This is a genomic window from Treponema sp. R6D11 (genome assembly GCF_054786075.1).
Genome location: NZ_BDHD01000001.1, coordinates 18,460 through 44,039, shown reverse-complemented (window position 1 = coordinate 44,039; position 25,580 = coordinate 18,460). Strand labels below are relative to the sequence as shown.

Sequence of the window (25,580 nt, the reverse complement as noted above, 5' to 3'; positions counted from 1 at the left end):
CCCCAATTATACCGACTGGAACAATCCCCTACACTCAAAATAAAAACGCTTTTCAACAGAATGTCCCATGGAAAAACTCTTTCGCGGCAGGGGACCAAGTCGGGCGACAGTCTCAAAAAGCCCTGATTTTTGAACAGGCGGCAATAAAATACCAGCCGCCTTGCGGTTTGTGTCCGCTTTTCCCCCCTCGCCCGATAAACGGAACAACTCTTCTTCGTCGTGGATATAGTCGATTAATTGAGGGTTGTCTCCTGCGTATTTATCCAACAGCGGCTGAAGGCAGGCGGTAGCGATTCCAGTTGCAGAAGTCTCGATAAGCGCATAACGTCCCTGCGAGATAACGCCAAAGTGATTTGCGGCGGGTTTTTGCGGCTCTTTCGCGCACAACTTTGCAAGCTCATGTACGCTGTTTACGCAGCGGCAGGAATAATCTGGCAGAGCCGAAAGAATTTTTAAGGTTTCATCAAAACCAACGTCAAAGACAAGGCGGTGTATCGGTTCAAATTGAATTGCGGGGTCGTAGATGTTTTCTATTTCTACAAGCGCGTAACGGCATGGGTGAACGGGAAGCGCGTCCCCCACCTTGGAATGTTCAGCTTTGTACTCTTCCCAAATACCTTTTGCCGTAGCAAGAGAATGATTCCCGTCTCCTACCGCAAAGAGAAATGGCTTCCCTTCGCCGCCATAACGCCCCGTAGAACGTTTATAAAGCTCGTCAAATTTTTCCGCAATAAAAGATAATGATTTTTCGCCGCTTTCAATGTCCAAAAACCAGCCCGTCACCTTTCCGGAATCCATCATTAAAGGCGTACTGTAGCAGGGAGCCGTATTTTTTACTTGTTCGCCAATGGCGGACAGGATACTTTCCGTCTCGTCATCAATAAGCAATAGAACGTGGGGGAGTTCCAGAGGCGCGGCTCTGCGAATATCCATTCGCGGGGGCAGGCGTTCAGGAACAGTGCCTTCCGTACAACGGATTAAAGGGCGGGCTTGCGGATGCCAGTCGTACTGTTCCAAATCGACAGCGGCAATCAAGCCGCGCCTTTTTTTATAATACGGAGTGTCTCTTTCGATATAAATAAATCCCTGCCTAGGTTGGGCAAAAACATTTTCTTGCAGATAACGCCTCATTGTTGAGTGTATATCGGCAATCCTTTTAGCGACTCCGTCATCGGAAAGAAATACTTCGGGAAAAATCAAATTAAGAGTAGAAGGCGAACCTGCGGCTATTGTTTTTGCCTTTTCCCAGTAATCACGATCCTGCGTAAATTGATCACACGCAATTACAGCCCATTTTGCCAGTTCTGACGGAGAAGACTGCGCGGACTTTGGCAGGAGAATAAAAGGGACTTCAAGTCCCAGTTGGTTAAATTTCTGTTGATAATCCATAAGGGTATTTTATCAGTTTTTTTTATTAATGTCAGTTATAATTGAAAAATGGAACCTATGAAAACCCCGGTTGGGTTTTCATAGGTTCCTTGGAGAAAATTGCTAAACCTTTATGGTATAACAAATTACACAAATGCAATTTTCTCCCTTGGGTATGAAAATCTCTAAAAACTGAAGTTTTTAGAGATTACAAAATATTAAATACGCTATAATATATAGTTATGCAGTACCAGCGTCCGTCCTTCGCGCAGGAACAACACCTCAAAATGAACCCACAGTTGCTTCAATCCATTAAATTGATGGAATTGCCGGCTGTAGATTTGCGCGAAAGAATTGAGCAAGAGTTGGAACGCAACCCCGCTTTGGAAATAGTCGAAGATAAAAGCACAGTCACCCTTAACGCCGAAGAAGAGACGCAACCAAAAGAAGTAGTATATGAATATTTTGAAACCAGCTCTGACCCCGGGCGGCGCGGCGCTCAAGCGGCGGAAGAACACAACCGTTTTATAGAAGGCGTGCTTTCGCGTCCCGAAACTTTACAGGAACACCTGTTACGCCAATTACAACTTGAACCTGTCGATGAAGAGTTACGGAAAATAGCCGAGACGCTTATTCAAAATTTAAATGACGACGGCTTTCACAAAGAAAAACCGGAAAGTTTATTTACACAGCCGCAACAAAGACTCACCGAAGCTATGGAATTGGTAAGGGGGCTTGAGCCTACGGGGTGCTGTACAAGCGATTACAGGGAATCGCTCCTTACACAAATCGCACTGTTAGGCGACGCTCCCTGCGAAATATCCGTAATAGAAAAAATTTTGGATAACCTTGATCTTGTAGAGCGTGAAAAATACAGCGCTCTAGCTAAAAAAATCGGCATTGACGACGAAGAAGAAATCCGCATCATCTGCGAATACATAAAAAAACTTTATCCCTTCCCCGGTCGCACATTCGCCTCCAACGAGGTACGCTATGTTGTACCGGACATCAAAGTTATCAGAAATGACGATGGGCTTACAATCAATCTGAATGATGAGGCGTTTCCCGTTCTAGGCATTAATCGCAACTTTGAGAAATTCAGCGATAGTACTGACAAAGCGGCAAGGGACTTCGCGCGGGAAAATATAAGGGAAGCGCGACTTTTTATCAGCCACTTAAGCCAGCGAAACCAGACATTGATAAGGGTTGCAAATGCAATACTTGAATTTCAGCGGTCATTTTTTATAAATGGTCCAAAATACCTCGCCCCGCTTACACTTGCAGACATAGCGAAAGAGCTTAATGTCCACGAGACTACTGTTTCCCGCACCGCAAATGGCAAATATATGCAGACGGAATGGGGAATTTATGAAATTCGATATTTTTTCACAAATTCAATAAGCGGCTCAGGCGCGAACAGATCGCAATTTTCCAAGGAAAGCGTAAAAGAGATAATAAAAGAGATAATTTCCAATGAAAACCGCCTCCTTTCGGATCAGGAAATTTCCGCTCTTTTAAGCCAAAAGGGAATTGCACTAGCACGCAGAACTGTGGCAAAATATAGAAAGGAACTGGATATGGGTTCCTCCTACAACCGAAAGTTGTAACAATCGCAGATTGTAGACCGCAGGTTGTAGCAATAAAAATTGGGAGGTTCAAAATGAACTTGGATATTAAAGCAGTACATTTTTCACTGCACGACGACGCAAAAGAATATCTTAATAAAAAAATCGAAAGGCTTAAAAACGCCGAGAATATGATTGTAGATTTAATAATAACTTTAAAAAAAGAGAAAGATTTTGATGTAGAGGCAACGGTAAATTTCCGCTGGGGTGTTTCTATTCATGTTGCCGAGGAAGATTTTGATCTTATCAAAGCCATAGACAAGATGATTGATAAACTTGAGACAAAAATAACCAAAGAAAAAGAAAAGATGAAGGAAAAAAGATAGGTTTTTCATGGAAAAAAATCCTTCTGTCTTTTCCGCGCGGCTTGAAAAAATTTATAATTGGATGGCTCAGGAAGGCATATCTCTCCTGATGTTGGAAGACACCGAATCAAGACGAGACCAAAATATCCGTTGGCTTACAGGACACCCAGCGGACGCTCTCCTTTTTCTTTCCGTAGAAAAAAAAGCGATTCTTACAGCATGGGACATCAACCTTGCCAAACTCTACGCCGTGCAATCGCCTGCAATGATCGCCAGTTACAATGATTTTGATCGAAAGCCTGTTAAAGCCATCTCCCTTATCGCTAAAAAATTCGGTATCCCCGCCGGAGCAAAAATAGAGATTCCGTCTGTAACGCCCTACCCTGCTTTTCTTGACTATGTAAGCGAGCTTACCGATTACGACATTATTTGCAGGGAAAACGGAGCTGCCGCAGAAATAAACAAATTGCGCGCCGTCAAAGACGAGGAAGAAATCGCTATTATGCGTAAAGCCGCAGGAATCACAAACGAATTAATTGATCAACTGGAAAAAAATGTAATATCTGGGAAGATAAAAACAGAAGCCGATGCTGCGTTGTTTATCGAGGTGGAAGCGCGCAGACGTGATTGCGAAGGTACAAGTTTCGGAACCCTTGCCGCCGGACCGGATAGGAGTTTCGCTATTCACGCTTTTCCAAGCTGGACATGCGCCCCCTTTGGCGGGCAGGGACTTTCCATTCTGGACTTTGGAGTAAAATTCGGCGGATACAGCACCGATGTAACCCTCACTTTTGCCCGCGAGCTAAACGAAAAGCAAGAGAAACTTGTCAACCTTGTGGAAAAAGCGGCTAAACTTGCCGTCTCAATGACACATAACGACTGCCCAGCAAAGGACGTTGCGGCGGCGGTAGATACGCTTTTTTCCAAATCAAGAAAGAAAATGCCCCATGGGTTGGGACACGGCATAGGGCTTCAGGAGCATGAATTTCCGTTAATAAGAAACTCAAGCGATAATGAATGGGTACTGCAGCCGGGAATGATTTTTACCATAGAGCCGGGGCTTTATGACCCGTTACTTGGGGGTTGCCGGCTGGAAAATGACGTGCTTATTACCGAAACAGGGAGCGAGGTTCTTACTACTGCGCACATTATCAGGCTCTAGGATAAATTTTTAAAATACGCTAATCTATAACTATGAAAATATGGGTTAAATTTTTAATTGGCTCAATTTTGGGCATGATAATCGGTTTCCTTTTGCCGGATAACGCAAATGTTTTTGCGGCTCTTTCATGGCTTGAAAAATTTGCCATCGGCATAGGGCGTTACACTGTTATTCCCGTTTTGGTGTTTTCTTTAACGGTAGCGGTTTATGAACTCCGCATGGACGACCAATTTTGGCCAATCATTTTTAAGAATATCCTTTTTATCTTGGTATCGTCTGCCATTGTGATTTTTATCGGTATTACGGTAACAATGATTTTTACGCCGGGAAGAATCCCGATAGGAACAATAGAGCAAATGGAAGTGTTAAGTCTGAATGTCGGAGATAATTTGCTTGATATATTCCCGTCCAATATGCTCAGCGTTATTTCGACAGGCGGAGTATACCTCTTTCCTGCGTGTATATTCGCGTTCTTTCTTGGCTTAGGTCTTGATTATGACCGTAACTATTCAAAACCTGTTATATCGCTTGTAGATTCGCTCTCGCGCATTTTCTACCATATCGCTTCCTTCTTTTCCGAAATTTTAGGGTTCGTATTAATTGTCCTTGCAGCGTTTTGGGCAGTGCATTTTCACGGCTTATTACAGGCAAAAGTTTACAAGGATTTAATCGCCCTTTTAGGAATTTTTAGTATTGTTTTGTGTTTTGGCATAATGCCGCTCTTTTTATACTTACTAAAACCAAAAACAAATCCTTGGCATATTCTGTACGGTTTTTTGGGACCGGCAATAGCGGCATTCTTTTCCGGAGACATTAATTTTGCAATTCCAGTGCTTATGCGCCATTCAAAAGAAAATTTCGGCATAAGACGCCGCTCAAGCTCCATATCCCTATCGTTATTTGCGACTTTTTGCAGATGCGGAAGCGCCATGGTAGCGGCGGCGGCATTTATTGTTATTATTAAGTCTTATTCGTATTTAAGAATCGGTACGATTGATTTATTCACTATCGGCATATACGCCTTTTTAATTTCTTTTGTTCTTGCGCGCCACCCGGGTGACGGAGCATTCATCGCTTTAGCCGCTCTTTGCCTTACCTACGGCGGCGGCGCATACAGCGCAGGTTACCTGATTTTAAAGCCCATGGCTTTTTACTTGGCGGCTGTAGGCGCTTTTATAGATGTAATGCTTAACTCTTTCTGCACCTATGTTCTGGCGCGGACAAACGGCTTTATCGAGGAAAAAAATCTGGTACATTTTATTTAAGCATGGACGGAAAAAATTTATTAGCCGAAGGCATTGATATTCTTTGCAAAAGCGATGAGGAAATAAAAAACCTCATCGTCCCCTGCCGTGAAAAAATCATCGCCCTCCTTAACAATTACATAAAAGAAATAGAACTTTTTAATTCCGCATACGGACTTGTCGGAGCAAACGACACAAATGAGCTGATAATAAAACACATATTGGATTCACTTGCGCCGCTTGGAACAATTATTAAACTGATTAAAAATATTCACACGGAAAATACCCCGCAAATAGCGGATGCCGGTTCAGGCGCAGGACTGCCGGGCATTCCGTTGGCGATTGCCCTGCCTCAGTGTAATTTTACCCTCATCGAGCGAATGGGGCGCAGGGCGGGGTTTTTATTCAACACAAAAGCGGTATTATCTCTTTCCAACATTAATGTAGAAGAAAGCGAATTGGAAAAAGCGGGAAGCGGTCGTTTTAACCTTGTAACTTTTCGCGCCTTTAAACCGCTAGAGACCAAGTTACTTAAAACCCTTTTTAAAATCTGCGCCCCAGGGGGCGTAATTGCAGCTTACAAGGGCAGGCGCGAAAAAATTAAGGCGGAAATGTCGCCGTTAGAAAAAAACTGCAAAAATTGGGAAATAATTCCATGTAAGACGCCGTTTCTTGAGGAGGAACGTCATCTTTTGGTTATCAGACCGTCGGATTAATTTTGGCAAATACCTGATTTCTGAGGGAAAATATGTTATATTAATCCCAGAAAATGCCGATAATTTTTTGAGGGGAATAATGTCATATAAAAACGCGTCATCATCATATAAAGAAGCCAAAGTAAAAACTGCCGGTCAGGGGCAGCTTATCGTCATGCTATACGATGAAGCTGTAAAACAACTGACAAAAGCGACAGAACTTCTTCATTTAAATATACACGATAAAAGAGATCCTGGCAGAATTGAACAAATATCCAAAGCGGTATTAAAAACCGAGGAAATCATTACCGAATTAACTGTTTCACTGGATTTTGACAATGGCGGCGAGATTGCTAAAAACCTTTTTTCTCTATATACATGGTTTAACAGAGAGCTTGTAGAAGCGAATATTAATCAAGATATAAACAGAATGTTAACTGTAAAAGATATGCTTTTAGACCTTAAAAACACATGGAGTACGATCGCAAATCAAAAGACAGCCGAAAATCCAAATAGAGAGACGGCAGTAGGACTTAACATTGCCGGATAAACCGTTAGGGAGGAAATATGCAAATTTTTACTGAAGAGGTAAACACAACAACAGATATTGATTCTACGGAGCTTGCCCAAAGGGTGGCAATTTTAAAACGATTTAAAATCCTGTTGTCACAGCAGAGAGAAAGGTTTAAATCTTATCTTGACTTACTTGATAAACAACAGAATGTAATCGAGTCCGGCAGCGCCGAAGACCTTTTAACCTATGTAGAGATCGAAGAAAAAATAGTCGCCGATATTTTCTCTATCCAGAAAGTTATCGACCCGCTTGAAGAAATGTACAATTCGGTAGTCTCCGAGCAGAGCCAATCAAACTTGGCAATCAAGTTGGAAAATTCAGACGGTCAAGAAGAAGTACCCAGCCTTAAATCGTCGCTTGAAAAACTAAAAAGCGAAGCCGTTATAAGATCAACAAAGAACAAAGAACTGCTCTCCAAGCGTATGCTGGAACTTCGTCAGGAAATTAAAACCCTGCGAAACAACCCCTACGCCGCAAGCGGCAGAACCGCCTACAGTAACTCAAACAAAGCCTCACTAGTCGACGTACACGGATAAAAACTAACTTTGTGGACGATACTGGGATTGAACCAGTGACTTCTACCGTGTGAAGGTAGCACTCTCCCGCTGAGTTAATCGTCCACAAAATCAACTTTTCAAATATTCCGTGACTTCTACCGGGTGTCACTGCCGCCAATAACCTAATGCAATTAGGTTATTGGCGATTAATCCTTCCTTACAGTGTGCGACCGCAGGTCGCTTGGTAGCACTCTCCCACTGAGTTAATCGTCCTATAAACTTACTCCGCTTTTTGTCCGTCATCAGCCGCGTCGGATGGTGAGAAGTTTATGTTCCTCACAAAATCACAGGCTTCTTTCGCGCCTGCTTCCCTGTTCATATCGGCGTCTTCCCATTCAACTGAGAGCGGTCCTTTGTAGTTAATCGCGTTTAATTCGCGGATAATATTTTCAAAGTCAACGTCTCCGTGTCCCGGCGAGCGGAAATTCCAACCGCGCCTTAAATCGCCAAAACCAAGGTTAGAGCCAAGAAGTCCCGCCTTGCCGTCCAAGGTTACTGCGGCATCTTTAATATGGACATGGATAATTTGTTTATGAAAATCCCTGATAAAAACTTGCGGACTTACGCCCTGCCAGATAAGGTGGGACGGATCAAAGTTAAAACCAAGTGTTTTACGGTTTTTAAATTCTTTTAACAGGCGTTCCGCAGTGTAATAATCAAAAGCAATCTGGGCGGGGTAATCTTCAAGCGCAAACTTTATTTGATTTTTATCAAACTCGTCAAAAATGGGCGTCCATTGCTTGATTACCGCCGCATAAGCGTCATTGATCATTTCTTCCGTGGTTTGGGGAAAGGAGTACCAGTAAGCCCAAATGGGACTGCCCATAAAACCGGTAACTGTTTTTACTCCGAAATTCTTCGCGGCTACCGCGGCATACTTCATTTCCTGAATCGCCCACTTGCGAATATCCTCGCTTTTTCCGGCAAGGTTTGAAGGCGCAAAAGCGTTCAAACGGGGGTCGTGGCTGTCGCTGACACACTGCCCTATTATATGAGTTCCAAGAGCCCAAACTTTAAGACCATAGTTTTTAAGTATATTTTTCTTTTCTTCCACATACTTAAGATCAGTCGCGGCTTTTTTTAAATCCAGATGATCGCCCCAACAGGCAATTTCAACCCCGTCATAACCAAACGCTTTTGCTTTTTCGCAAAATTTCTCAAAGGGTATATCAACCCACTGCCTAGAAAATAAAGTTACAGGTCTTGACATATTTTCCTCCTATATCGAATAAATACCTTTGACTAAAGCTATTTGGCTATAATAGAATAATAACAAATAAAATTCAAGAGAATTGAGTATGAATACGAAAAACCGCCATTTTTTGTTACCTATTTTACCTGTTATCTCCGCCATTTTACTACTGGCAGGTTGCGGGTTATTATCGGGCTGTTACACATTAAAACAGGGTGTAACCTTACTGGGGTATCTGAATCGCGCAGTCCCGCTGGAACAAATTGATAACAAAGACTTTATACAGCTTGTTACAGAAATCCGCGCCTTTGCAATGGACGAATTGGGGCTTAAAGAAAGCCAAAATTACACACGTTTTGTGAAACTGGACAGAAACTACCTTGCCGCTGTTGTTTCCGCCTCGGCAAAAGATTCATTCCGCCGCCACGAGTGGAATTTTCCCGTTGTGGGACGTATGCCCTACAAGGGTTTTTTCAATGTTGAGGACGCGCGTAAAGAGCGGGCAAAACTGGAAAAAAAAGACCTTGATGTCTGGATTCGCGGAGTGGACGCCTTCAGTACGCTGGGTTGGTTTAAAGACCCTCTTTATTCCTATATGTTGGATTACCCTCCTTCAAGACTGGCGGATTTAATTATCCACGAACTTGTTCACGCTACAGTATTTATAAAAGGGCAGGTTAATTTTAACGAAGAACTGGCTGAATTTATCGGTAGCGAGGGGGCAAGACTTTTCATAGCAAAGCGATACGGGGAAGATTCCGACGAATACAGGCAGATATTTACATCCGACAAAGACAGCCAAAACTATGTAGAATTTCTTCAGGAATTAATCGCGGAACTTGATGTCCTTTATAAAAGTGAAGTCGGCAGGGAAGAAAAACTAGCGGAAAAAGAGCGAATAATTAACGCCACGAAAGAGCGATTTAATACCGAGTATGATAGGCGTTTTTCCAACGATAATTACAAGGGTTTTGCGGAATTACCGGTAAACAACGCGTATCTGGAGCTTTTCAGGCTATACCACACAGAGGATAATTTTTACACGGAACTTTATGAGCGTTCAGGGAAGAACCTTCCCGCTTTTATTAATGCCGCAAAAAAAATTACAAAAAAAGGCAATCCCCGCCAACAACTTGAAGCCGCTCTTTTGCAGTAATTACCAATCATTACCCATAATGGCGGATACTATTCTTTGTAGTATAATTCCTGATAAATCTTCGCGACAGCCGGAACCCTTTTGCCGTAATCCCTAGTTTCAAGAATAGGAACCGTTTCCACAAACAGATCAATGGGCATTTTGCTGTTGGCGGAACGCAATCTGCGTATCCTATTTTGTCCGCCGTTGTAAGCCATCAACGCCAGAATTGGATCATCAAAATAATCGCATAAATATTTAAAATAATAAGTGCCTATATGAATATTATGCGCAGGATTTGTAGAGTCAACTAAATCATTTTCTCCAAAATAATTAGGTCCGTCCTTCCGCCGCATACGCTCCGCCATATCCTTCGCTTCTTTACGGGCTTATTCGCTCGGAGAGCGCTTCTAGGGCTGCGCGCGAAATTACCGCAGCCCTAAAAGCGCTCTCCGAGCGAATAAGCCCGTAAAGAAGCGAAGGCGCAAGATCGTATTCCTTAGCGTATTTCTCTACCAATTCAAGATACGGACGCGGAAACAATAATTCCCAATCGCGCCTGTTCCTGCTGGAACCGCCTTTGTAAATATACGAGGAAACAACTTCCATACATTTTGCATAATACCCCTCATCATGAAGAGCCTTTGCTACAACACGCAATTCATCAACAGTCATTTTATGCTCCAACTCTTTGATATGAGGAAGCATAAAATCAACGGCTTTATTATCAAAAAAACCCATAATAAATTGAAAATATGGGGTATACTCTTTTTTCCCCGGTTTGGGCTCTGGTTCTTCGGTTAATATCATAAAAGGTTCATTTAAAGCATCAGCGCATTGCGAGCGGTAAATAAAAGACGGAAGAGAAGGAACAATACCTATGTCATAAGCGGCGCGATAAAATGCAAGCGCGTCTGCCGTTTCAATGTCTATCGTTTTAGCGGCAAGACGCAAGTCCGTAGCTGACAGATAATTATTTTCTATTGAACGGGCTATTACCCTTGCATAAGATATTTTAGAAGAAAACGCGCTTGTGTATTTTATCAGATCATAAGTTCTTATAACTTTATTCCAATCGCGTTCGGACACAAGCTTATGTAAAAATCTTTCTAATATATCGTTATAATAACTGCCATTGTGCCAATCAGGAACATATTTTGTCAACTTTTCCAAAAAAGTATTGGTTGATCCTGTTATTGTTAAATCAAGAATATACCAAATACAGGCGTCAATTTGGTCTGCGTCAGGGGCAAGAGCTAACGCCTGTTCAAAAAGAGCAATACCCTTTGTATTTTGCCCGCCCATTCTGCGCGCGACTCTTCCAGCATAAAAATTAAGCCTGTACTGCAGATCAAGAGACAGCTCTTTATTTGTTAGCCATTGTGAATAAAGGGTAAGCCCTTCTCCGCCCGATTGAGTGTATTGAAAAGCCTTGCCCAAATCATTTATCAAAATTGGATAATTAATAAAAAGATAGGGAATTTCTTCCGACCATTTGTCTCCTATTTTAAAAGCACGAAAATAATCCAGCGCTTCATTGTAACGCTGGCAGGAAACAGAATAATGCCCCATAATAGCGGCTAACTCCCAATCTGAAATAAATATATCTTTTTTTTTGCATGTATTAAGGACAAACCGTCTGGCTTCTTCATAAGAGGGCGAATTTTGATCATGTTCAAAGAAAAACAAAAGCGCTTTTTCTTTGTCAAACGCGTCCGCAATCTTAAAAGCTTCAGCCCAAAAACCTGTTACTTCAGCGCGGATGCGTTCTTTTGTTTTGCGCGAAAGGGTTTTTCCTTGCGACATTAAAATTGCAAGTTCTTCCGCCGCCGCTTGCCTTATATATTCATTGCGGCTGGAAAGCGCTCTTTCAAACAGTCTGGCTTTTTCTGGAACTGAATTATCCAATAGCCCTTTGTAATAATAATTATTTTTTGTTTGTGACGCGCAAGAGAAAACTAACAGGGAAAGTAAAAAAAAACCTTGAACCCTCAATAGACGAAACAAAATTAATTCCTAGGAGGAATCCGTATCGTTCTTCCCGAAATAATTAAGTTCGGATTTCTGATGTTATTATACTTTGCAATTCTGGGATACAGCCATGGATTACGGTAAAACGCTTCGGCAATATCCCATAGCGTATCGCCCCAGCGAATCGTGTAATTCACACCCTCTCTTGGAATTGTGGTAGGAACTTTATATGACGCGACAGGAGCCGGACTGCGTTTTCTTCCCGTCTGTTGAGGTTTTTCGGGCGCGGTAACAGGCGATTGGATCACGGGCGCGGGTTCAACTTTTTGCTGAACAGGTTCTGTCTGTTTGACAGGCTCAGGCTCTTTAACAGGTTCCGGTTTTCTAGCGGGTTCCTGTTTTTTAACAGTCTCCTTCCAAATATATTTTCCGTGAATGTTATTGTTATAAAATGAACGGACTGTATCCATACCGTTATAGAAGAACAGCCAACCGGCAAGAAGCCCTAAAACAAGCAATATGATAAGCACGACTAAAATCCATGAGTTAGAACCGCTTTGCCGTACTTTTTTGGCATGTTGATAAAGACTAGAAGGCGGCTCTTCGTTTGCTTCCAAGGCAAAATCTGGAATATTAAGACCTCGGGCAGATTCATCAAGAGACTTTAAGGAAACAGTCAATACACAATGTTCTCCGTTAGCCCCCGTATCAAGGTCAACGGCTTCGGCAATTATTTCCCCGTTGTAATCGGAAGAAATTACCATCTCGATTGACGGCTCTCCCTTAGGTTTCGGCTTTATGTTTTCAACAACCAAGCTACCGATATATTGAGCGTCAGGCATAGTATTCGCCGGACTTCTGTAAAGATCGATTTGAACGCTGGGTTGATTATCATGAACTGTGGTAAGTATTATTCTTTTTTTTATCGAGGAATTCTCTTCCATTATGGGGTAGAATTCACCGTTGGCAATCTTAATGCCAATGTTTGATGCCATGTAACCTGCTCCTTTTAAGTGAACTTATAAAGGTTCTTTTTAAAGTTTATACGCTGGATTTACCTTCTGTCAAGTGGGTTATTCATACTAATTTATATTTTATATCGTGAATTTATGCTATTTTTATATAGAAATCGCTCATTTTCCGCCAAATTTACTGCCAAATTTGTATCAGAAATGACAAAAATATCCGATAATTATAAGTATGATTCCAGTAGTGCTAGGAATTGTTGCCCTTATTTTCGTAGGAGCCGTTTTCTTATTTATTATGAATTCTTCCCGTGGTTTATTGGGGGCGGGAAAATTATCCAGAGACCGCGATACAGCGGTAAGAGATGCAAATAAAAGACTTGCCCAGAATCCCAATGATCCAGAAGCGTTAAATATATTAGCCAGCGCTTTTTTTGATGATCAAAACTGGGAAAAAGCGATGAAAATTTATGAAAATCTGATAGAACAATTCGCTGTAAATAAAAGTATAAAAGGCGTTGATAATTTCGAGGTTTTTCTTAGATACGGTATTGCGGCAAGACAACTCAATATGCTGGATCAGGCTTATAAAGGCTTTTCTACGGCTAGAACTTACAGACAGGATAATTTTGAGGTAAATTACGAGCTTGGCTCTCTTGAATTTGAAAGGAAAAATTACGAAAAAGCCATTCAGCTTTTACAGCAAGCGCGCATTCAGGATCCCGATAATCCCGCTGTCTTACGCAGTCTTGGTCACGCCCTTTTCAGGTTAAAAAAACCAAAAGAGGCGATGACTTTTATCCGCAAAGCGATAGACCTTGCCCCAGACGACAAAGAATCGCTTTATACTTTGGCGGAATGTTATCATGAAGCGAATCAAATTGAGCAGGCTCTGCGCATTTATAACCACCTGCGCGCCGACCCGGTAATGGGACCCACTTGCTGTCTCAGTGCGGGAACCATACATCTTGATACAAGACAGTATGAATTGGCAATTCAGGATTTTGAAATCGGCTTAAGACACCTGAATATAAAAGTTGATATTTTAGCCGAATTGCGCTATAAACTTGCCACAACATTAATCAAAACAAATGAAATAGGTAAAGCAATTCCTTACTTAAAACAGCTTCAACATGATAATCCTTCGTATAAAGACGTTACTGTCCTTTTAGGCAAATATATTGAATTAAACGCAAATCGCAATCTTCAAACCTTTCTGATGGGCTCATCGGCGGACTTTGTCGCCCTTTGCAGAAAAATCGTTATGACTTACTACGGCAAAGCAAAAGTAAAAATAGTAAATATATCCGTTAACAAAGCAGAATGGGCGGATATTCTTGCCGAAATTGACACAATAAAATGGCAAGATACTATCATGTTCCGTTTTATCAGAACTCAAGGCTCTATAGGCGAGCTTATTGTCAGAGATTTTCACTCTCATTTAAAAGAAGTAAAAGCCGGCAAGGGAATTTGCATTACCGTCGGTCAGTACACGGAAGAAGCCAAAAGATACACGGAAGCGCGTCTTATTGACTTAATAGAAAAAGAAAAACTTCAAGTAATTCTTAACTCCCTTGACTCTAGAACCGCCGCGTTAAAGCACTAGGTAACATCAGAAAACCCCGGTTGGGTTTTCTGATGTTACACGAAGAATCGGACTAAAGTCCGATTCTTCACAGGTTATGAAAACATATAAAAACTGAAGTTTTTATATGTTTCCCAATAGCCTAATAGTCAATATCAACGGAAAATGATCGCTTAGTCCCACTCCTGTCTTTGTGTTGTAAGGAATCGGTATTCCGCTTGAATTGGCAAAAGGCTCATAATTCCCTATAATTACCTTTTCATATTCCCATTCTGAATTGTCAAAGAAATGACCGGAAATTAAAAAGTGATCTATTGTCTCCCAGTTGTATTTGTAAAAATATGAGCCGTTCTGTAAATCGCTCATCCACGGAGAAAATAAAACTATTGACTCCTGCAGAAAATTAACAGGCAGCGGGGGTTTATTTCCGGTAATTACAAAAAAGTCTTTTTGTCCCTCGACATTTACATTGGACATTTTTACGCAATACGGATCATCTGGAATAAGGGCGCAGATCTTACTTGCTTTCTGCCGGAAAAACTCATCGTGGTTTTCGTTTAAATCACCGGCAATAATAAAGCTGGTATCAGGCTCATTTTCCTTAATTTCCCGAATCCGGCGCAACAACACCCTGACTGAAGATCTGCGGATATTTTCAGTAACATCATCATCGCCAAGTTTGGACTTCCAATGACAGACAAATAAGACAATATCCCCTTTTTCCGTTTGAACCCTCGCCTCAAGAACGGGACGCGGTGTAGTTTCTCCGTTAATGGTAACGGAATGGTTTTTTGTCTCTGTCAGCGGCAAACAGCTTAGTATACCGACTCCCATCGCCGCGCCCGGATTATTGGCAAAATGACAGCAGGCATAGTCCTTGGGCAACGCCTTTGCAAGGTCTTCAAGAATCACATTGGACTCAATTTCCTCTAGCATAAGGATATCCGGCTGTGGCTTTAATCCGCCAATAGCGGCGGATATCGCGTTAATCCTGCCCATGTACTTTTCCTGAGACCAACCCGCCGACTGCTTGAATTCATCGTATTCACAGCCGTCGTCTACGCCGTCGCACAAGTTATTGACATTCCATGTCATCAGGGTAAGGATCCCCGGCTCATCGGGGGGTGTTCCGGGTTCGGTATTAGAACAGCCGGACAGAGCAAAAACAAAAACTAGTAAAAAGTAAAGATTTTTCATAGCAACCTCCAAAAGTTTATTTACCCCTATATGGGTGCGTACCCCTCGTTTTGCTTGACTAAAAATGAAAAAAAATCGATTTTTTTTGCAAAAAAAAAGAGGAAAAGAACCCCTAAACGTACTTGACACAATTTCGTTTTTTTTATACCCTTAAATTCCCGTTACAAATAAGAATTTTTATTGAAAAGGTGATTAAAAGGTTATTGATATGAAGACAGTATTTGAAAAACCCGCATCGGTGGAACGAAAATGGTACATTATCGACGCTAGTGGGAAGGTTCTGGGCAGGGTTGCGGCAAAGGTTGCGTCCATTGTCCGTGGAAAAAACAAGACATGTTTTGTACCCCATCAAGAAGTTGGGGATTTTGTTGTAGTTATTAACGCCGATAAAATCGTTGTAACCGGAAGAAAAGCCGAGCAAAAGATTTATTACCACCATTCCGGGTATCCGGGCGGATTAAAGGCTCATACCTACGAGAAGGTAAAAGAAAGGCATCCTACAATGCCGCTTGAGCAGGCTATTAAAGGAATGCTCCCAAAAGGACCGTTAGGCAGAAAAATGGCGAAAAACGCAAAAATTTACCCCGGTCTTGAGCATCCGCACACAAGCCAAAAACCTGTGCCGATTGAGGCGTAAAAAGGAATCATTATGATTAAGAATCTTGGAATAGGAACCGGAAGAAGAAAAACATCTGTAGCTCGTGTTTACATTCGTGACGGAAGCGGAAAAATAACCATTAACGGCAAAGACGTTGCCGAATATTTCCCAATGGGCGAGCATGTGCTTATGGTACGCCAACCCCTTATGGTAACCAACAATGAAAACAAATTCGACATTTTAATCAATGTATACGGCGGTGGCAGTAACGGACAGGCTGGAGCGTGTCGTCACGGACTTGCTCGCGCACTTTGTCAGGTGGATCATACCAATTACGCAAGCCTTCGCAGTAACGGTTACCTTACACGCGACCCGCGCATGGTTGAACGTAAAAAATACGGACAGCCCGGAGCGCGCAGACGCTTCCAATTCTCCAAACGCTAATTTTGGAAGAAAACGAAGACCCCTCTCCCTACTTACGCGCGGAAAAAACCGCCCTGCGTTTAATTGCCAGAGCGGAACAATGCACCGGCGGACTTACTCGCAAACTGGAAAGACGCGGGTTCGACTCCGCCTGCATAGGCGAAGTAATTGCCAAACTTACAGAATTAAAGCTCCTTGACGACAATCGCTTTGCCCGCCTATGGCTTGAATCCCGTCTGCATCTGCCACGCAGTCCACGCCGTCTGCTTTCTTCCCTGTGCGCGCGAGGCATAGACCATGATGACGCACAAACGGCTCTAAAAAACATACTTGACGAAGAAACAGAGTTGTCCCTGCTCGCGCGGTTTGCGAAAAAATACTCTAAAAAAGCAAAGGGCGAGTTACACTCGCTAAAGTATTTGTTAAAAAGCGAAGGGTTCTCGATTATGGCTATTAAGCGATTTTTGGGGGAGGAGTAAACCACGAACCAAAGAGCACAAAAAAAGAGAAAATCTAGAGAGCGATGAGATTAACTAGTGTACCTTGCCTTTAAGGGTACGCTACCTGTAGCGGTAAATTAGCTATTATAAAAAAAAATTAAATTTTTTCCTAAAACAGTCAAGCAAAACGCATAGTCCACACCCATATAGAGAAAATACTTTTTGGAGGAAAAAATGTCGAATTTGGATTCTGAAGATGAAAATGAAGAGCTACAGATTAAAAAGGACTTAAAACGCCTGTCAGAGATTCTTGAAACCGGAAAATCTCAAACAGTCCATAATGAAAAACTTGGCGATATTTTTATTGATAAAGGCTATACAGGGAAAGAAGGGTATGGGCTTTTACATATTATTGAAGGAAGGTTAAAAAAAGACAAACTTAATGAAGATGATATAACAGCGTTACTTTATAAAATAATGGACTCTGTGAAAAATGGTTATATTACTGACAGTATAAATATTAGAGAAAAAAACAATGATAAACGCACAGGGGTTGAAAAAGACGGAATTATCGCAATCTTAAGCCGAAGAAAAGGAACGTATGAAAAGTTTGTAATAACCGGATATAAAATAAACAAGAAAAAAGAAGAAGCCGCCGAAGCCATACAGACGGTGATCGCCCGATACGGCTACACGCCCGAATTCTCTGATTTCCGAAAACAGGTGGGAGCGGTGGTTTCCTCTTTATAAGTATCAACTCAATTAAATGATTAGTCAAGTGAAAGCAAGATGTATACCTAAAAATAAACCACGCTTTCCTACTTTCCAACAGAATACTACGTTGTACAGGCAGAAAAACGCAAATTATTAAATAGTGATTAGCAGATAGCATTTCACTTTCTCTACCCACTGCAATCAGGCTATGCCGGATTGCTTGGAGTTTTGCTTTCGCAAAACTCCATACATTTTTCCCTACTGTTTCGTCCACGATGAGCCGTTTGCCGTTCTCGTGTACGTTCCCTCTTTTCCGTTGGCGTAGGCAGTCTTTAATGTGTTACCGCCTTGTCCATTAGCTCCTTCAGGAAAGGACATTTGTCCAAAACTTGCGTCCGCGATATTGCTCCCTGTTGCGAATGTTACGCTGGCAAGGTTGGTGCAGCCATTAAAAGCGGCGATTCCAATACTGGTAACATTGGCAGGTATGCTTACGCTGGTAAGTTCGGTGCATTTTTGAAAAGCACCAGACCCAATGCTGTTAACATTGACAGGTATGTTTACGCTGGCAAGGCTGGTGCAGCCGTGAAAAGCGACACCGCCAATGCTGGCAAAGGTAGTACCCGAAAGATCAAGGGAGACATATTTGGTGCTGTTACTTGAAAGTAAACTTTGAATGTTGGAAAGGCCGCTCACGTTCAGCACGACGGGATAGGCGGTTGCAGGATCGTTGGCGGCTTGGCTAGCGAGCCATGTGCCAAACGAGGTGACAGCGTTAAATAATAGTTCCGTCTGCGGAAAAGTGTATTCCAACTTTACTGTTCCGCCGATGTTTTCTTTTATACTTGATGCGTTTAGTGTGTTGTTGTTGATTCTAACATCGGTCAAACCGGTGAATGTAAAACCAGATAGGGCTGTCAGCGTTATCGTCGCTGTATATACCGTTCCAGCTTTAAATTTACCATTTCCATCAAAGGCAGGCGACCATGTTATCGCGTTGGTAAAATTAACCATAATTGTTGTTGCCGTTGTAACCGGAGTACTGCCTTGGGTTGGAGCGGTAATAGAGATAGATACGCTTGTTATCGGCGTATCACCGTCAGTTTGTGTTCCTGACGGTGCAGATCCCGAAGTTGAGCTGTCTTCATCATCTCCCGCGTCTTGACAGCCCGTCAGGGGCAGCGCCATAAATCCTATTACCGCGATAACTGCGATAATTCCTAAAAGTTTTTTTGTAAGCTTCATTGTAGAAACTCCTTTTTGCGGTAGAACAAGAGGTATTATACCGCACGCGGTCTTTTCCCGCCGTCAGTTTTTGTATGTTTCCCGCATAAGCCGGAAACGGCAAAAAAATGTAGGTAAAATTACCTAAAAAAGCGCGAGAATAAACGGACGTTTAAATCTGACATTTCACAAAAACGGACTCGAATTTCTAAAAAGTAATTCTTATAAGAATTTATGGAGAGTTTAAAGAAATATTGCATTTAACTTAAAATTTTATTGACTAATATTAAAATATTTTGTACTATTTCAAAAGAAAAATGTATGAAAAAAATACAAAGGGTGTCGAATTTAAACGTCCCTTTTTTCCAGCAGAAATATAGGTAAATTTACCTATAAGCACCCCCATTAATTTCGCCCTTTTTTACTGTTTTTTTTGACAATTTTATCGCTGGCAAGCTCAAATCCCTCTTGGTTCGCTACTGGTTCGTTCGCACTGTCGGTTGCCTAAAGGCGACCTTGCTTTATTACAGACAGCGGCATTTGTTGGTGCTATGCTATGTGGCAATATTCAACCACACGGCTTTGCCGTGCGTTTGAATATTGCCGCAAACATGATATATTGAAAGAGTTAATGGAGAAACACGCCAAGGAGATAATGAGTCGGCATTTATAGCAAAATCAACCGCACCGCATACCTTGTTAGGAAGAAAATAAATATCAGCACTAAAATGGGAACAAAAACAAATACAAACAGACTGATAATATTGTAATCTATCGCGGCTTCTATAACCACTTCGCTTAAATTCTTAACTCTGCTTGTATAATTGACATTGCTACCTTTTTTTGCTTTTAATATTTCGTTTTCTATAGCGTATGCTTTCCTTCCGTTGGATTCTATCGATGCGGTAAGAGTATTTATTTTTTTAGCCAGAATCTTATTGCACATAAAAGTCGACGCGGTTACAGAAACAGGTATGGCAAACGTAATTACCACGCTGATTACGGCGGAAGCTATAGCAATTTTGTATAATTTTGTCTTATCTTTATGCCGCCATAAAATAATAATCGTTACTAACGCGCAAATTGGAATTATCACTATAAAAATCAGAAAAGCTGAGAAAGACAACAGCACTCTTTGAAACGCCAAAGCGGAATATATCCATAAAAGCGTACCTGTGAGCCTCTTTAAAACAAAGTCAATCGGGGCAAGAGCTTCAGATTCTAAAAGATTGACTGCTCCGTTCATTGTCATTACAGCGTCCAAAATATTACGGATTTGTAAGGCTCTTTCTTTTAAAGCCTTTTGGACACCCTTGTTTGAGTCAACTTCGGGGATTAATAACGACGCCGTTGTGCTTCTGGGACCGTTTAAAAGGGAGGCTATTGATTTATCCTTTGGATCGTGTTTTTTGGCGCTATTTACGGACTGACAAGATATCAACCCGAAAAAAAGCGAACCGCAACCTATCAAGACGAATAAAATGGTAAAAAGTAATTTATTTGACTTCATATCAATTAATTATAGTACAAAAAGACATATTTTGCCATGTCAATAATGCCGATTAATAACTATGATTATCGGGCTTACCGGAACCTATTGTGCGGGTAAAAACCACATTGCCACCCTGCTTGAAGCCCGCGGGCTTCCCGTTCTGGACGTTGATAAATTAGGCTATCAGGTTCTTGATACCCAAAAAGACGTTATTTTTACCCAATTCGGTTCAGACCTGAAAAAACCCGATGGCTCACCAGACAGGCGGTTATTGGGACAACGTGTCTTTGGACAGCCTGAAAAACTAGCCGCCCTTGAAAACATCGTACACCCTGCGGTAAATCGGCTTACAGACGAATGGATAGCCGCCCAAAAGAGCCACTGTGTAATAAACGCCGCCCTGCTCCACCGATCTTCGGCTTTTCATAAACTTGACCGCCTAATCCTTGTAACAGCCCCCTTTTTAACACGGCTTTTCAGGGCGAAAAAGCGGGACAATCTCCCCTGGGGGGAGATTTTAAGGCGTATTGCCAGCCAAAAGGATTTCACCCCTCAATATTTATCAATAAACGCCGAAATTTATAGAGTAGAAAACTCCGAATTTTCAAGCTCTAAAAGACTGGAAAGACGGATTGACGACTTTGTAAAGGGGATTAAATAACATGGAAAAAGAAATGAAAAAACTGCTGTTGGTTGCCGTCTCTGTCGGCTTTTTTTTACTGGTAACCATAACTGTCGCCATTATCGTTCTAACGCCAAAAACAAAGGATACCGCAATTGCCGCTAATATTCCTTATTCAAACGGAAGGGTCCAAAACGACTGGAATGAAGTCCCTACCCAGACGCCAGCGCAGACGGAAATTGTCAGTTCTCAGGAACCGGAACAAAAAACAAATATTATTGAAACCGACAAAAACGACGGTAACAACCTGACGATTATTGTTCCAGTTCCCACCACAGAAACAGTCGCAGATACTGTTCAGACATCGGAAAAACCAAAAGCCCCCGAACAACCTGTAGTCGCGGTTAAAACGCCAGAACCTGTAGCAAAGCCTGCTCAAACCGCAAGCGCAACAAAACCAGCAACGACAACTAAACCTGCGGCGACAGCAAAATCTTCTACGCCCGCAAAATCAACAAAAACAATAAATGACTTTTGGGTACAAACAGGCGCTTTTGCCGCGCAGGTGAGAGCCGAAGACGCAAGGGAATTACTTGCCACCAAAGGCATTACCTCGATTATCGAAAACCGCGAAATTAACGGAAAAGTCTGGTATCGCGTGCGCCTTGGACCATACACATCAGAAAGAGAAGCCAATCATTGGCTTGAAATAGTCAAATTAATTGACGGCTTTGACGACAGCCAAATAAGACAGACAGCCAGAGCTCAATAGTTTATAACTTAACATAGAAAACGCCGGGTTAAATTATTTCAAAATAATTGTCCGGCGTTCCTGTTATGAGATTTTAACAAATACAATATATTATCATTTTTTTTGATGCTACATAGATAATCCAATAAATTTGACATCTGCGGTTCATAAAAAAGCGAGCTTGACCCACCCCCTAAATTCTGCTAATATTCCAATACTGGACAAACGCCCTAATTTTGTGTTTAATTATTCCAGACATCTTTGGAGCGGTGTCCGAGTGGTTGAAGGAGGCGGTCTTGAAAACCGTTGTGCCGCAAGGTACCGGGGGTTCGAATCCCCCCTGCTCCGTATAACAAAAACGCAAGCGTTTTTGTTATTTAGAAGAAATACAGAAAAACAAAGTTTTTCTGTATTTCTTCAGAAGTTTTTTAAAAATTGCAGAACGTTGGGGGATTCGAACCGAAGCGTTGCTGTAATAAACCCAAGGCGAAGCCTTGCATGAACAAAAGTCGGCGCAGGACGCGCCGGCAACGCGCAGGCGGGGGTGGAAGGAGCTGACAGGAGTCAGCGACTGGAACCCCGAATCCCCCCTGTTTTGGAAACGGTATAAACCTTCATTACAGAAGTGCGTCGGGTTATTTAAAAAATTAGCAGCCCTAACAGGCTGTACTCTTTGGAGCGGTGCGAGAGAGGCCGAATCGGGCTCCCTGCTAAGGAGTTGTGCCCCAAAAGGGTACCGGGGGTTCGAATCCCCCCTGCTCCGTATAACAAAACGCTGGCGCGTTTTGTTATTTAGAAGAAATAAAGAAAAACTTTGTTTTTCTTTATTTCTTCAGAAGGTTTTTTTAAAAATTGCAGAACGTTGGGGGATTCGAACCACGCTAAAGAATGCACGCGAAACGTTGAGCGTGTTTTGCGGAAAATGCGGCATAGCGTGCCCCCAAACAAATGCCCCAGAAAAGAATAGTTCGTCTGGGGGCGCGTTGCTGTAATAAACCCAAGGCGAAGCCTTGCATGAACAAAAGTCGGCGCATGGATGCGACGGCAACGCGCAGGCGGGGGTGGAAGGAGTTGACAGGAGTCAGCGACTGGAACCCCGAATCCCCCTGTGATTAATGAGGCTGTAGCTCAGCTGGATAGAGTATCAGATTGCGGATCTGATGGTCGCACGTTCAAATCGTGTCAGCCTCAATATGAATAAAAAAAAACTGGCGGTTGAAATTTACAAAAAAGCGCATTTAACAGGCGACTTTTTATTACGCTCGGGACAAAGATCAAATGAATATTTTGATAAATATTTGTTTGAAGCAGACCCAAAATTATTAGTCGCAATAATAAAGCAAATGAAATTACTCATTCCAAAAAATACGGAATTACTTGCCGGACTGGAAATGGGCGGGATACCATTAGTCACCTCACTTTCAATCGAGACAGGCATTGCCAGCGCGTTTGTGCGTAAAGCGGCTAAAGAATACGGAACTTGTAAAATAGCGGAAGGTGCTGATGTCTCCGGTAAAAAAATATGCGTAATAGAGGATGTTGTAACAACAGGCGGACAAATAATAAAAAGCGTTCAAGAAATAAGGAACAGAGGCGGCATTGTAGAAAACGTCCTATGTGCTATTCAAAGAAACCCTGATGCGTCCGAAATATTGGCAAAAGAAGGATTAACCCTAAAACCTGTTTTAACAATGGAATATATAAAAGAAGCCGTTAAAAAAACGAAATAGTAATAATAACGAATGTTTTTACAAGATATAAAAATAATTTTGTGCAGAGCGACAGACGCAGGTAATATCGGAGCGGTTTGCCGCGCCATGAAAAACATGGAGCTTGCAGAATTAAGACTTGTAATTGATAAAGCAGAAAAACCACCTGATATGGAAAAAATTCGCATAAGAGCAGTTCATGCCGAGGATATTTTGGAAAAAGCAAAAATTTTTAATAACTTAAATGACGCAATTAAAGATTGCTCGATTGTAATAGGAACCACACGCAGACGAGGACAATACAGAAAAAATGTCTCCATGACACCTCACGTTCTGGCAGAATGGCTTACCCAGCGTCCCGGTTCTGCGGCTGTCGTTTTTGGCAATGAACGCACCGGACTTGAAGACTCTGAGTTGGAGCTTTGCAATGTAGCGTCTCATATTCCTGTCTCCGATGTTCAGCCTTCACTCAACCTGTCCCACGCCGTGCAGATTTACGCCTACGAATTTTTTCTGGCACTAAAGACGCAACTTCCTGTTAAAGGAGAGTGGACACCCATGAACCAAAGCGAAGTTTCTACCCTTGTTGAAGAAATTACCGATACTCTTGCAAGTTTGGGTTTTTACAGGCATCCAAACCGAGAGGAGCAAACTCGTTTTTTATGTGATATAATTTCACGAGCCGGACTTATGGAAAGCGAAGGTGAATATTTTAAAGATATTTTTTTAAAAGCAGCTAAACTGGGGAAAATGCAAAATGAAACTATTTGAGATTATTTTAATCGCCATAGGGCTTTCGATGGACGCTTTTGCGGTATCAATCACATTGGGTTTATCGGTGGAAAAACCAAGATTCAAAGAAATAATTACGCCCGGCGTTTTTTTTGGTTTTTTTCAGGCGCTTATGCCGATAACAGGATATTTTGCCGGAACTTATTTCGCGGGAAAAATACAAAAATTTGAACATTGGGTCGCCTTTATTTTACTCGGCATTATCGGCGGAAATATGATAAGGGAAAGCCTGTCAAAAAAAGAAGAAGAAGCAAATAAAGATTCTTTTCAGTTTATAAAAATGCTTGCATTGGCAATAGCCACAAGCATAGACGCATTGGCAATAGGCGTAACATTCGCGTTTTTTAAAATCAATATTTTTATGGCGGCGATAATAATCGGTTCAATAACATTTATTATATCAATGGCTGGCGTAAAAATAGGAAACCTTTTCGGCACAAGATACAAATCAAAAGCCGAATTTATCGGCGGCGCTGTTCTTGTTTTGTTGGGAATAAAAATCGTTATCGAACATTTGTTTTTTTAGAATAGGCATTATTATTTTTTCAAAGATTATCAATGAACCTGAAAAACCCGCAGTATGAGGGTCTTCCTTTTTTTTAGTTTCTATGAGATAATTATTGCAGAGGAGAATAATTTTATGGGTGATGTATTGGCTGAAATTACTCTAAAAAACGGCGGCGATCTTGTCAGGGCACGTGATGGGCATATTACCGAACAGAGTATACGAGCCGTTACCGTTACAGCACTCGTTGATACAGGCGCAAGAACTATGGTTATAAACGAAGATTTACGGAAAAAATTAGGGCTTGCCGTTGTTAATGAATTTTCCGCAACCCTTGCGGGAGGATCAAAAACTCCCTGCAATGTTACGGAGCCTGTTCAAATTTACTGGAACGGGCGGACTTCTTCCGTACAGGCTTGGGTGCTTCCCGATGAAGAAGAAACCTTACTCGGCGTTATTCCTTTAGAAGAAATGGACCTTATGGTTGATCCTTCCAACCGCAAATTAGTCGGTGCTCATGGTGATACTATGACAGGTCGTATTAAATAATTTGATATACATTTACAACATTATAATTTTATTAGCCGTCCTTCGGGACGGCTTTTTTTATATGGGTAGAGAAACTAACACCCCTAGTACCCAACCCATATTTTTAGTAAATACTACCAAAATACAAATAATAATTTTAAATCAATCAAAAATATTTATTATATTTTACTCAGACTTTAATAAGCA

27 protein-coding genes and 4 tRNA genes are annotated in these 25,580 nt (G+C 41.8%); 22 read left to right on the top strand and 9 right to left on the bottom strand.

Translation table 11 applies throughout. From position 1 onward, the window contains the following. Nucleotides 1-6 precede the first annotated feature (6 nt). On the bottom strand, nt 7-1,389 hold the full coding sequence (locus ACYVTD_RS00280; protein WP_461245773.1) for a DUF1015 domain-containing protein: 1,383 nt from the start codon (nt 1,387-1,389) through the stop codon (nt 7-9). A 221-nt stretch (nt 1,390-1,610) separates the two neighbouring features. On the opposite strand from ACYVTD_RS00280, the gene rpoN reads away from it, so the two are divergent. The 7 genes from rpoN (at nt 1,611) to ACYVTD_RS00245 (ending at nt 7,509) form a co-directional block, all read left to right on the top strand. Next, nucleotides 1,611-2,975: an RNA polymerase factor sigma-54 gene (gene rpoN, locus ACYVTD_RS00275; protein WP_461245772.1), complete on the top strand. Its 1,365-nt coding sequence runs from the start codon at nt 1,611-1,613 to the stop codon at nt 2,973-2,975. 53 nt (nt 2,976-3,028) lie between these two features. Further along, entirely contained in the window at nt 3,029-3,319 is a 291-nt protein-coding gene (gene hpf / locus ACYVTD_RS00270) for a ribosome hibernation-promoting factor, HPF/YfiA family (RefSeq protein WP_461245771.1), read from the top strand. Nucleotides 3,320-3,326: 7 nt separating this feature from the next. Continuing rightward, nucleotides 3,327-4,460, top strand: coding sequence for a M24 family metallopeptidase (locus ACYVTD_RS00265; protein ID WP_461245770.1), 1,134 nt, complete (start codon nt 3,327-3,329; stop codon nt 4,458-4,460). A gap of 32 nt (nt 4,461-4,492) precedes the next feature. After that, on the top strand, nt 4,493-5,725 hold the full coding sequence (locus ACYVTD_RS00260; RefSeq protein ID WP_461245769.1) for a dicarboxylate/amino acid:cation symporter: 1,233 nt from the start codon (nt 4,493-4,495) through the stop codon (nt 5,723-5,725). Between the two features lie 2 nt (nt 5,726-5,727). After that, nucleotides 5,728-6,420 (top strand): 16S rRNA (guanine(527)-N(7))-methyltransferase RsmG, encoded by a 693-nt coding sequence (rsmG, locus tag ACYVTD_RS00255; protein ID WP_461245768.1) that lies wholly within the window; start codon nt 5,728-5,730, stop codon nt 6,418-6,420. Nucleotides 6,421-6,499: 79 nt separating this feature from the next. Further along, entirely contained in the window at nt 6,500-6,949 is a 450-nt protein-coding gene (fliS, locus tag ACYVTD_RS00250; protein ID WP_461245767.1) for a flagellar export chaperone FliS, read from the top strand. Between the two features lie 17 nt (nt 6,950-6,966). After that, nucleotides 6,967-7,509, top strand: coding sequence for a flagellar biosynthesis protein FlgN (locus ACYVTD_RS00245; RefSeq protein ID WP_461245766.1), 543 nt, complete (start codon nt 6,967-6,969; stop codon nt 7,507-7,509). Between the two features lie 12 nt (nt 7,510-7,521). Here ACYVTD_RS00245 and ACYVTD_RS00240 read toward each other — a convergent pair. Both ACYVTD_RS00240 and ACYVTD_RS00235 read right to left on the bottom strand, forming a co-directional pair. Then, a tRNA-Val gene (locus ACYVTD_RS00240) sits at nt 7,522-7,593 on the bottom strand. A gap of 157 nt (nt 7,594-7,750) precedes the next feature. After that, nucleotides 7,751-8,740 (bottom strand): sugar phosphate isomerase/epimerase family protein, encoded by a 990-nt coding sequence (locus ACYVTD_RS00235; RefSeq protein ID WP_461245765.1) that lies wholly within the window; start codon nt 8,738-8,740, stop codon nt 7,751-7,753. A gap of 88 nt (nt 8,741-8,828) precedes the next feature. Between ACYVTD_RS00235 and ACYVTD_RS00230 the strand changes: the two genes are divergently transcribed. Continuing rightward, the gene (locus tag ACYVTD_RS00230; RefSeq protein ID WP_461245764.1) at nt 8,829-9,878 is read left to right on the top strand and encodes an aminopeptidase; all 1,050 of its coding nucleotides are present in this window, start codon (nt 8,829-8,831) and stop codon (nt 9,876-9,878) included. Nucleotides 9,879-9,907: 29 nt separating this feature from the next. On the opposite strand, the gene ACYVTD_RS00225 is transcribed toward ACYVTD_RS00230, so the two are convergent. The 3 genes from ACYVTD_RS00225 to ACYVTD_RS00215 are packed head-to-tail and all read right to left on the bottom strand — an operon-like array spanning nt 9,908 to nt 12,823. Next, nucleotides 9,908-10,225 carry a transglycosylase SLT domain-containing protein gene (locus tag ACYVTD_RS00225; protein WP_461245763.1) on the bottom strand — a complete coding sequence of 106 codons (318 nt, stop codon included), beginning with the start codon at nt 10,223-10,225 and terminating at the stop codon, nt 9,908-9,910. Between the two features lie 13 nt (nt 10,226-10,238). After that, the gene (locus ACYVTD_RS00220) at nt 10,239-11,864 is read right to left on the bottom strand and encodes a hypothetical protein (protein WP_461245762.1); all 1,626 of its coding nucleotides are present in this window, start codon (nt 11,862-11,864) and stop codon (nt 10,239-10,241) included. 2 nt (nt 11,865-11,866) lie between these two features. After that, complete coding sequence (locus ACYVTD_RS00215; protein ID WP_461245761.1) at nt 11,867-12,823, bottom strand: LysM peptidoglycan-binding domain-containing protein; 957 nt, start codon at nt 12,821-12,823, stop codon at nt 11,867-11,869. A gap of 268 nt (nt 12,824-13,091) precedes the next feature. Between ACYVTD_RS00215 and ACYVTD_RS00210 the strand changes: the two genes are divergently transcribed. Beyond that, nucleotides 13,092-14,399: a tetratricopeptide repeat protein gene (locus ACYVTD_RS00210; RefSeq protein WP_461245760.1), complete on the top strand. Its 1,308-nt coding sequence runs from the start codon at nt 13,092-13,094 to the stop codon at nt 14,397-14,399. Nucleotides 14,400-14,501: 102 nt separating this feature from the next. Here the strand turns inward: ACYVTD_RS00210 and ACYVTD_RS00205 are convergent, their stop codons facing one another. Then, nucleotides 14,502-15,575: an endonuclease/exonuclease/phosphatase family protein gene (locus ACYVTD_RS00205; RefSeq protein ID WP_461245759.1), complete on the bottom strand. Its 1,074-nt coding sequence runs from the start codon at nt 15,573-15,575 to the stop codon at nt 14,502-14,504. A gap of 208 nt (nt 15,576-15,783) precedes the next feature. Between ACYVTD_RS00205 and rplM the strand changes: the two genes are divergently transcribed. The 4 genes from rplM to ACYVTD_RS00185 all read left to right on the top strand — a co-directional run bounded on the left by rplM (nt 15,784) and on the right by ACYVTD_RS00185 (nt 17,786). Next, complete coding sequence (rplM, locus tag ACYVTD_RS00200) at nt 15,784-16,212, top strand: 50S ribosomal protein L13 (RefSeq protein WP_461245758.1); 429 nt, start codon at nt 15,784-15,786, stop codon at nt 16,210-16,212. A 12-nt stretch (nt 16,213-16,224) separates the two neighbouring features. Beyond that, nucleotides 16,225-16,617: a 30S ribosomal protein S9 gene (gene rpsI, locus ACYVTD_RS00195; RefSeq protein WP_461245757.1), complete on the top strand. Its 393-nt coding sequence runs from the start codon at nt 16,225-16,227 to the stop codon at nt 16,615-16,617. Between the two features lie 2 nt (nt 16,618-16,619). Then, nucleotides 16,620-17,075 carry a regulatory protein RecX gene (locus ACYVTD_RS00190; protein ID WP_461245756.1) on the top strand — a complete coding sequence of 152 codons (456 nt, stop codon included), beginning with the start codon at nt 16,620-16,622 and terminating at the stop codon, nt 17,073-17,075. A 195-nt stretch (nt 17,076-17,270) separates the two neighbouring features. After that, nucleotides 17,271-17,786 (top strand): hypothetical protein, encoded by a 516-nt coding sequence (locus ACYVTD_RS00185; protein ID WP_461245755.1) that lies wholly within the window; start codon nt 17,271-17,273, stop codon nt 17,784-17,786. 222 nt (nt 17,787-18,008) lie between these two features. Here ACYVTD_RS00185 and ACYVTD_RS00180 read toward each other — a convergent pair whose 3' ends face one another. Next, nucleotides 18,009-18,995, bottom strand: coding sequence for a leucine-rich repeat domain-containing protein (locus ACYVTD_RS00180; RefSeq protein ID WP_461245754.1), 987 nt, complete (start codon nt 18,993-18,995; stop codon nt 18,009-18,011). 646 nt (nt 18,996-19,641) lie between these two features. Then, nucleotides 19,642-20,484, bottom strand: coding sequence for a hypothetical protein (locus tag ACYVTD_RS00175; RefSeq protein ID WP_461245753.1), 843 nt, complete (start codon nt 20,482-20,484; stop codon nt 19,642-19,644). A gap of 61 nt (nt 20,485-20,545) precedes the next feature. On the opposite strand from ACYVTD_RS00175, the gene coaE reads away from it, so the two are divergent. From coaE to ACYVTD_RS00130, 9 genes are all read left to right on the top strand, one after another. Further along, entirely contained in the window at nt 20,546-21,127 is a 582-nt protein-coding gene (coaE, locus tag ACYVTD_RS00170; protein ID WP_461245752.1) for a dephospho-CoA kinase, read from the top strand. 1 nt (nt 21,128) lies between these two features. Beyond that, nucleotides 21,129-21,860 (top strand): SPOR domain-containing protein, encoded by a 732-nt coding sequence (locus tag ACYVTD_RS00165; protein WP_461245751.1) that lies wholly within the window; start codon nt 21,129-21,131, stop codon nt 21,858-21,860. A 242-nt stretch (nt 21,861-22,102) separates the two neighbouring features. After that, a tRNA-Ser gene (locus ACYVTD_RS00160) sits at nt 22,103-22,187 on the top strand. 327 nt (nt 22,188-22,514) lie between these two features. Continuing rightward, nucleotides 22,515-22,602, top strand: a tRNA-Ser gene (locus ACYVTD_RS00155). A 354-nt stretch (nt 22,603-22,956) separates the two neighbouring features. Then, nucleotides 22,957-23,030, top strand: a tRNA-Arg gene (locus ACYVTD_RS00150). Between the two features lie 2 nt (nt 23,031-23,032). After that, a complete protein-coding gene (pyrE, locus tag ACYVTD_RS00145) occupies nt 23,033-23,569 on the top strand; it encodes an orotate phosphoribosyltransferase (RefSeq protein WP_461245750.1) in 537 nt (178 codons plus the stop codon). A 12-nt stretch (nt 23,570-23,581) separates the two neighbouring features. Beyond that, a complete protein-coding gene (locus tag ACYVTD_RS00140) occupies nt 23,582-24,319 on the top strand; it encodes an RNA methyltransferase (RefSeq protein ID WP_461245749.1) in 738 nt (245 codons plus the stop codon). After that, the gene (locus ACYVTD_RS00135; protein WP_461245748.1) at nt 24,306-24,866 is read left to right on the top strand and encodes a manganese efflux pump MntP; all 561 of its coding nucleotides are present in this window, start codon (nt 24,306-24,308) and stop codon (nt 24,864-24,866) included. Before ACYVTD_RS00140 ends, ACYVTD_RS00135 begins: the two co-directional genes overlap by 14 nt. 114 nt (nt 24,867-24,980) lie before the next feature. Further along, the gene (locus tag ACYVTD_RS00130; RefSeq protein WP_461245747.1) at nt 24,981-25,394 is read left to right on the top strand and encodes a clan AA aspartic protease; all 414 of its coding nucleotides are present in this window, start codon (nt 24,981-24,983) and stop codon (nt 25,392-25,394) included. Nucleotides 25,395-25,580 lie beyond the last annotated feature (186 nt).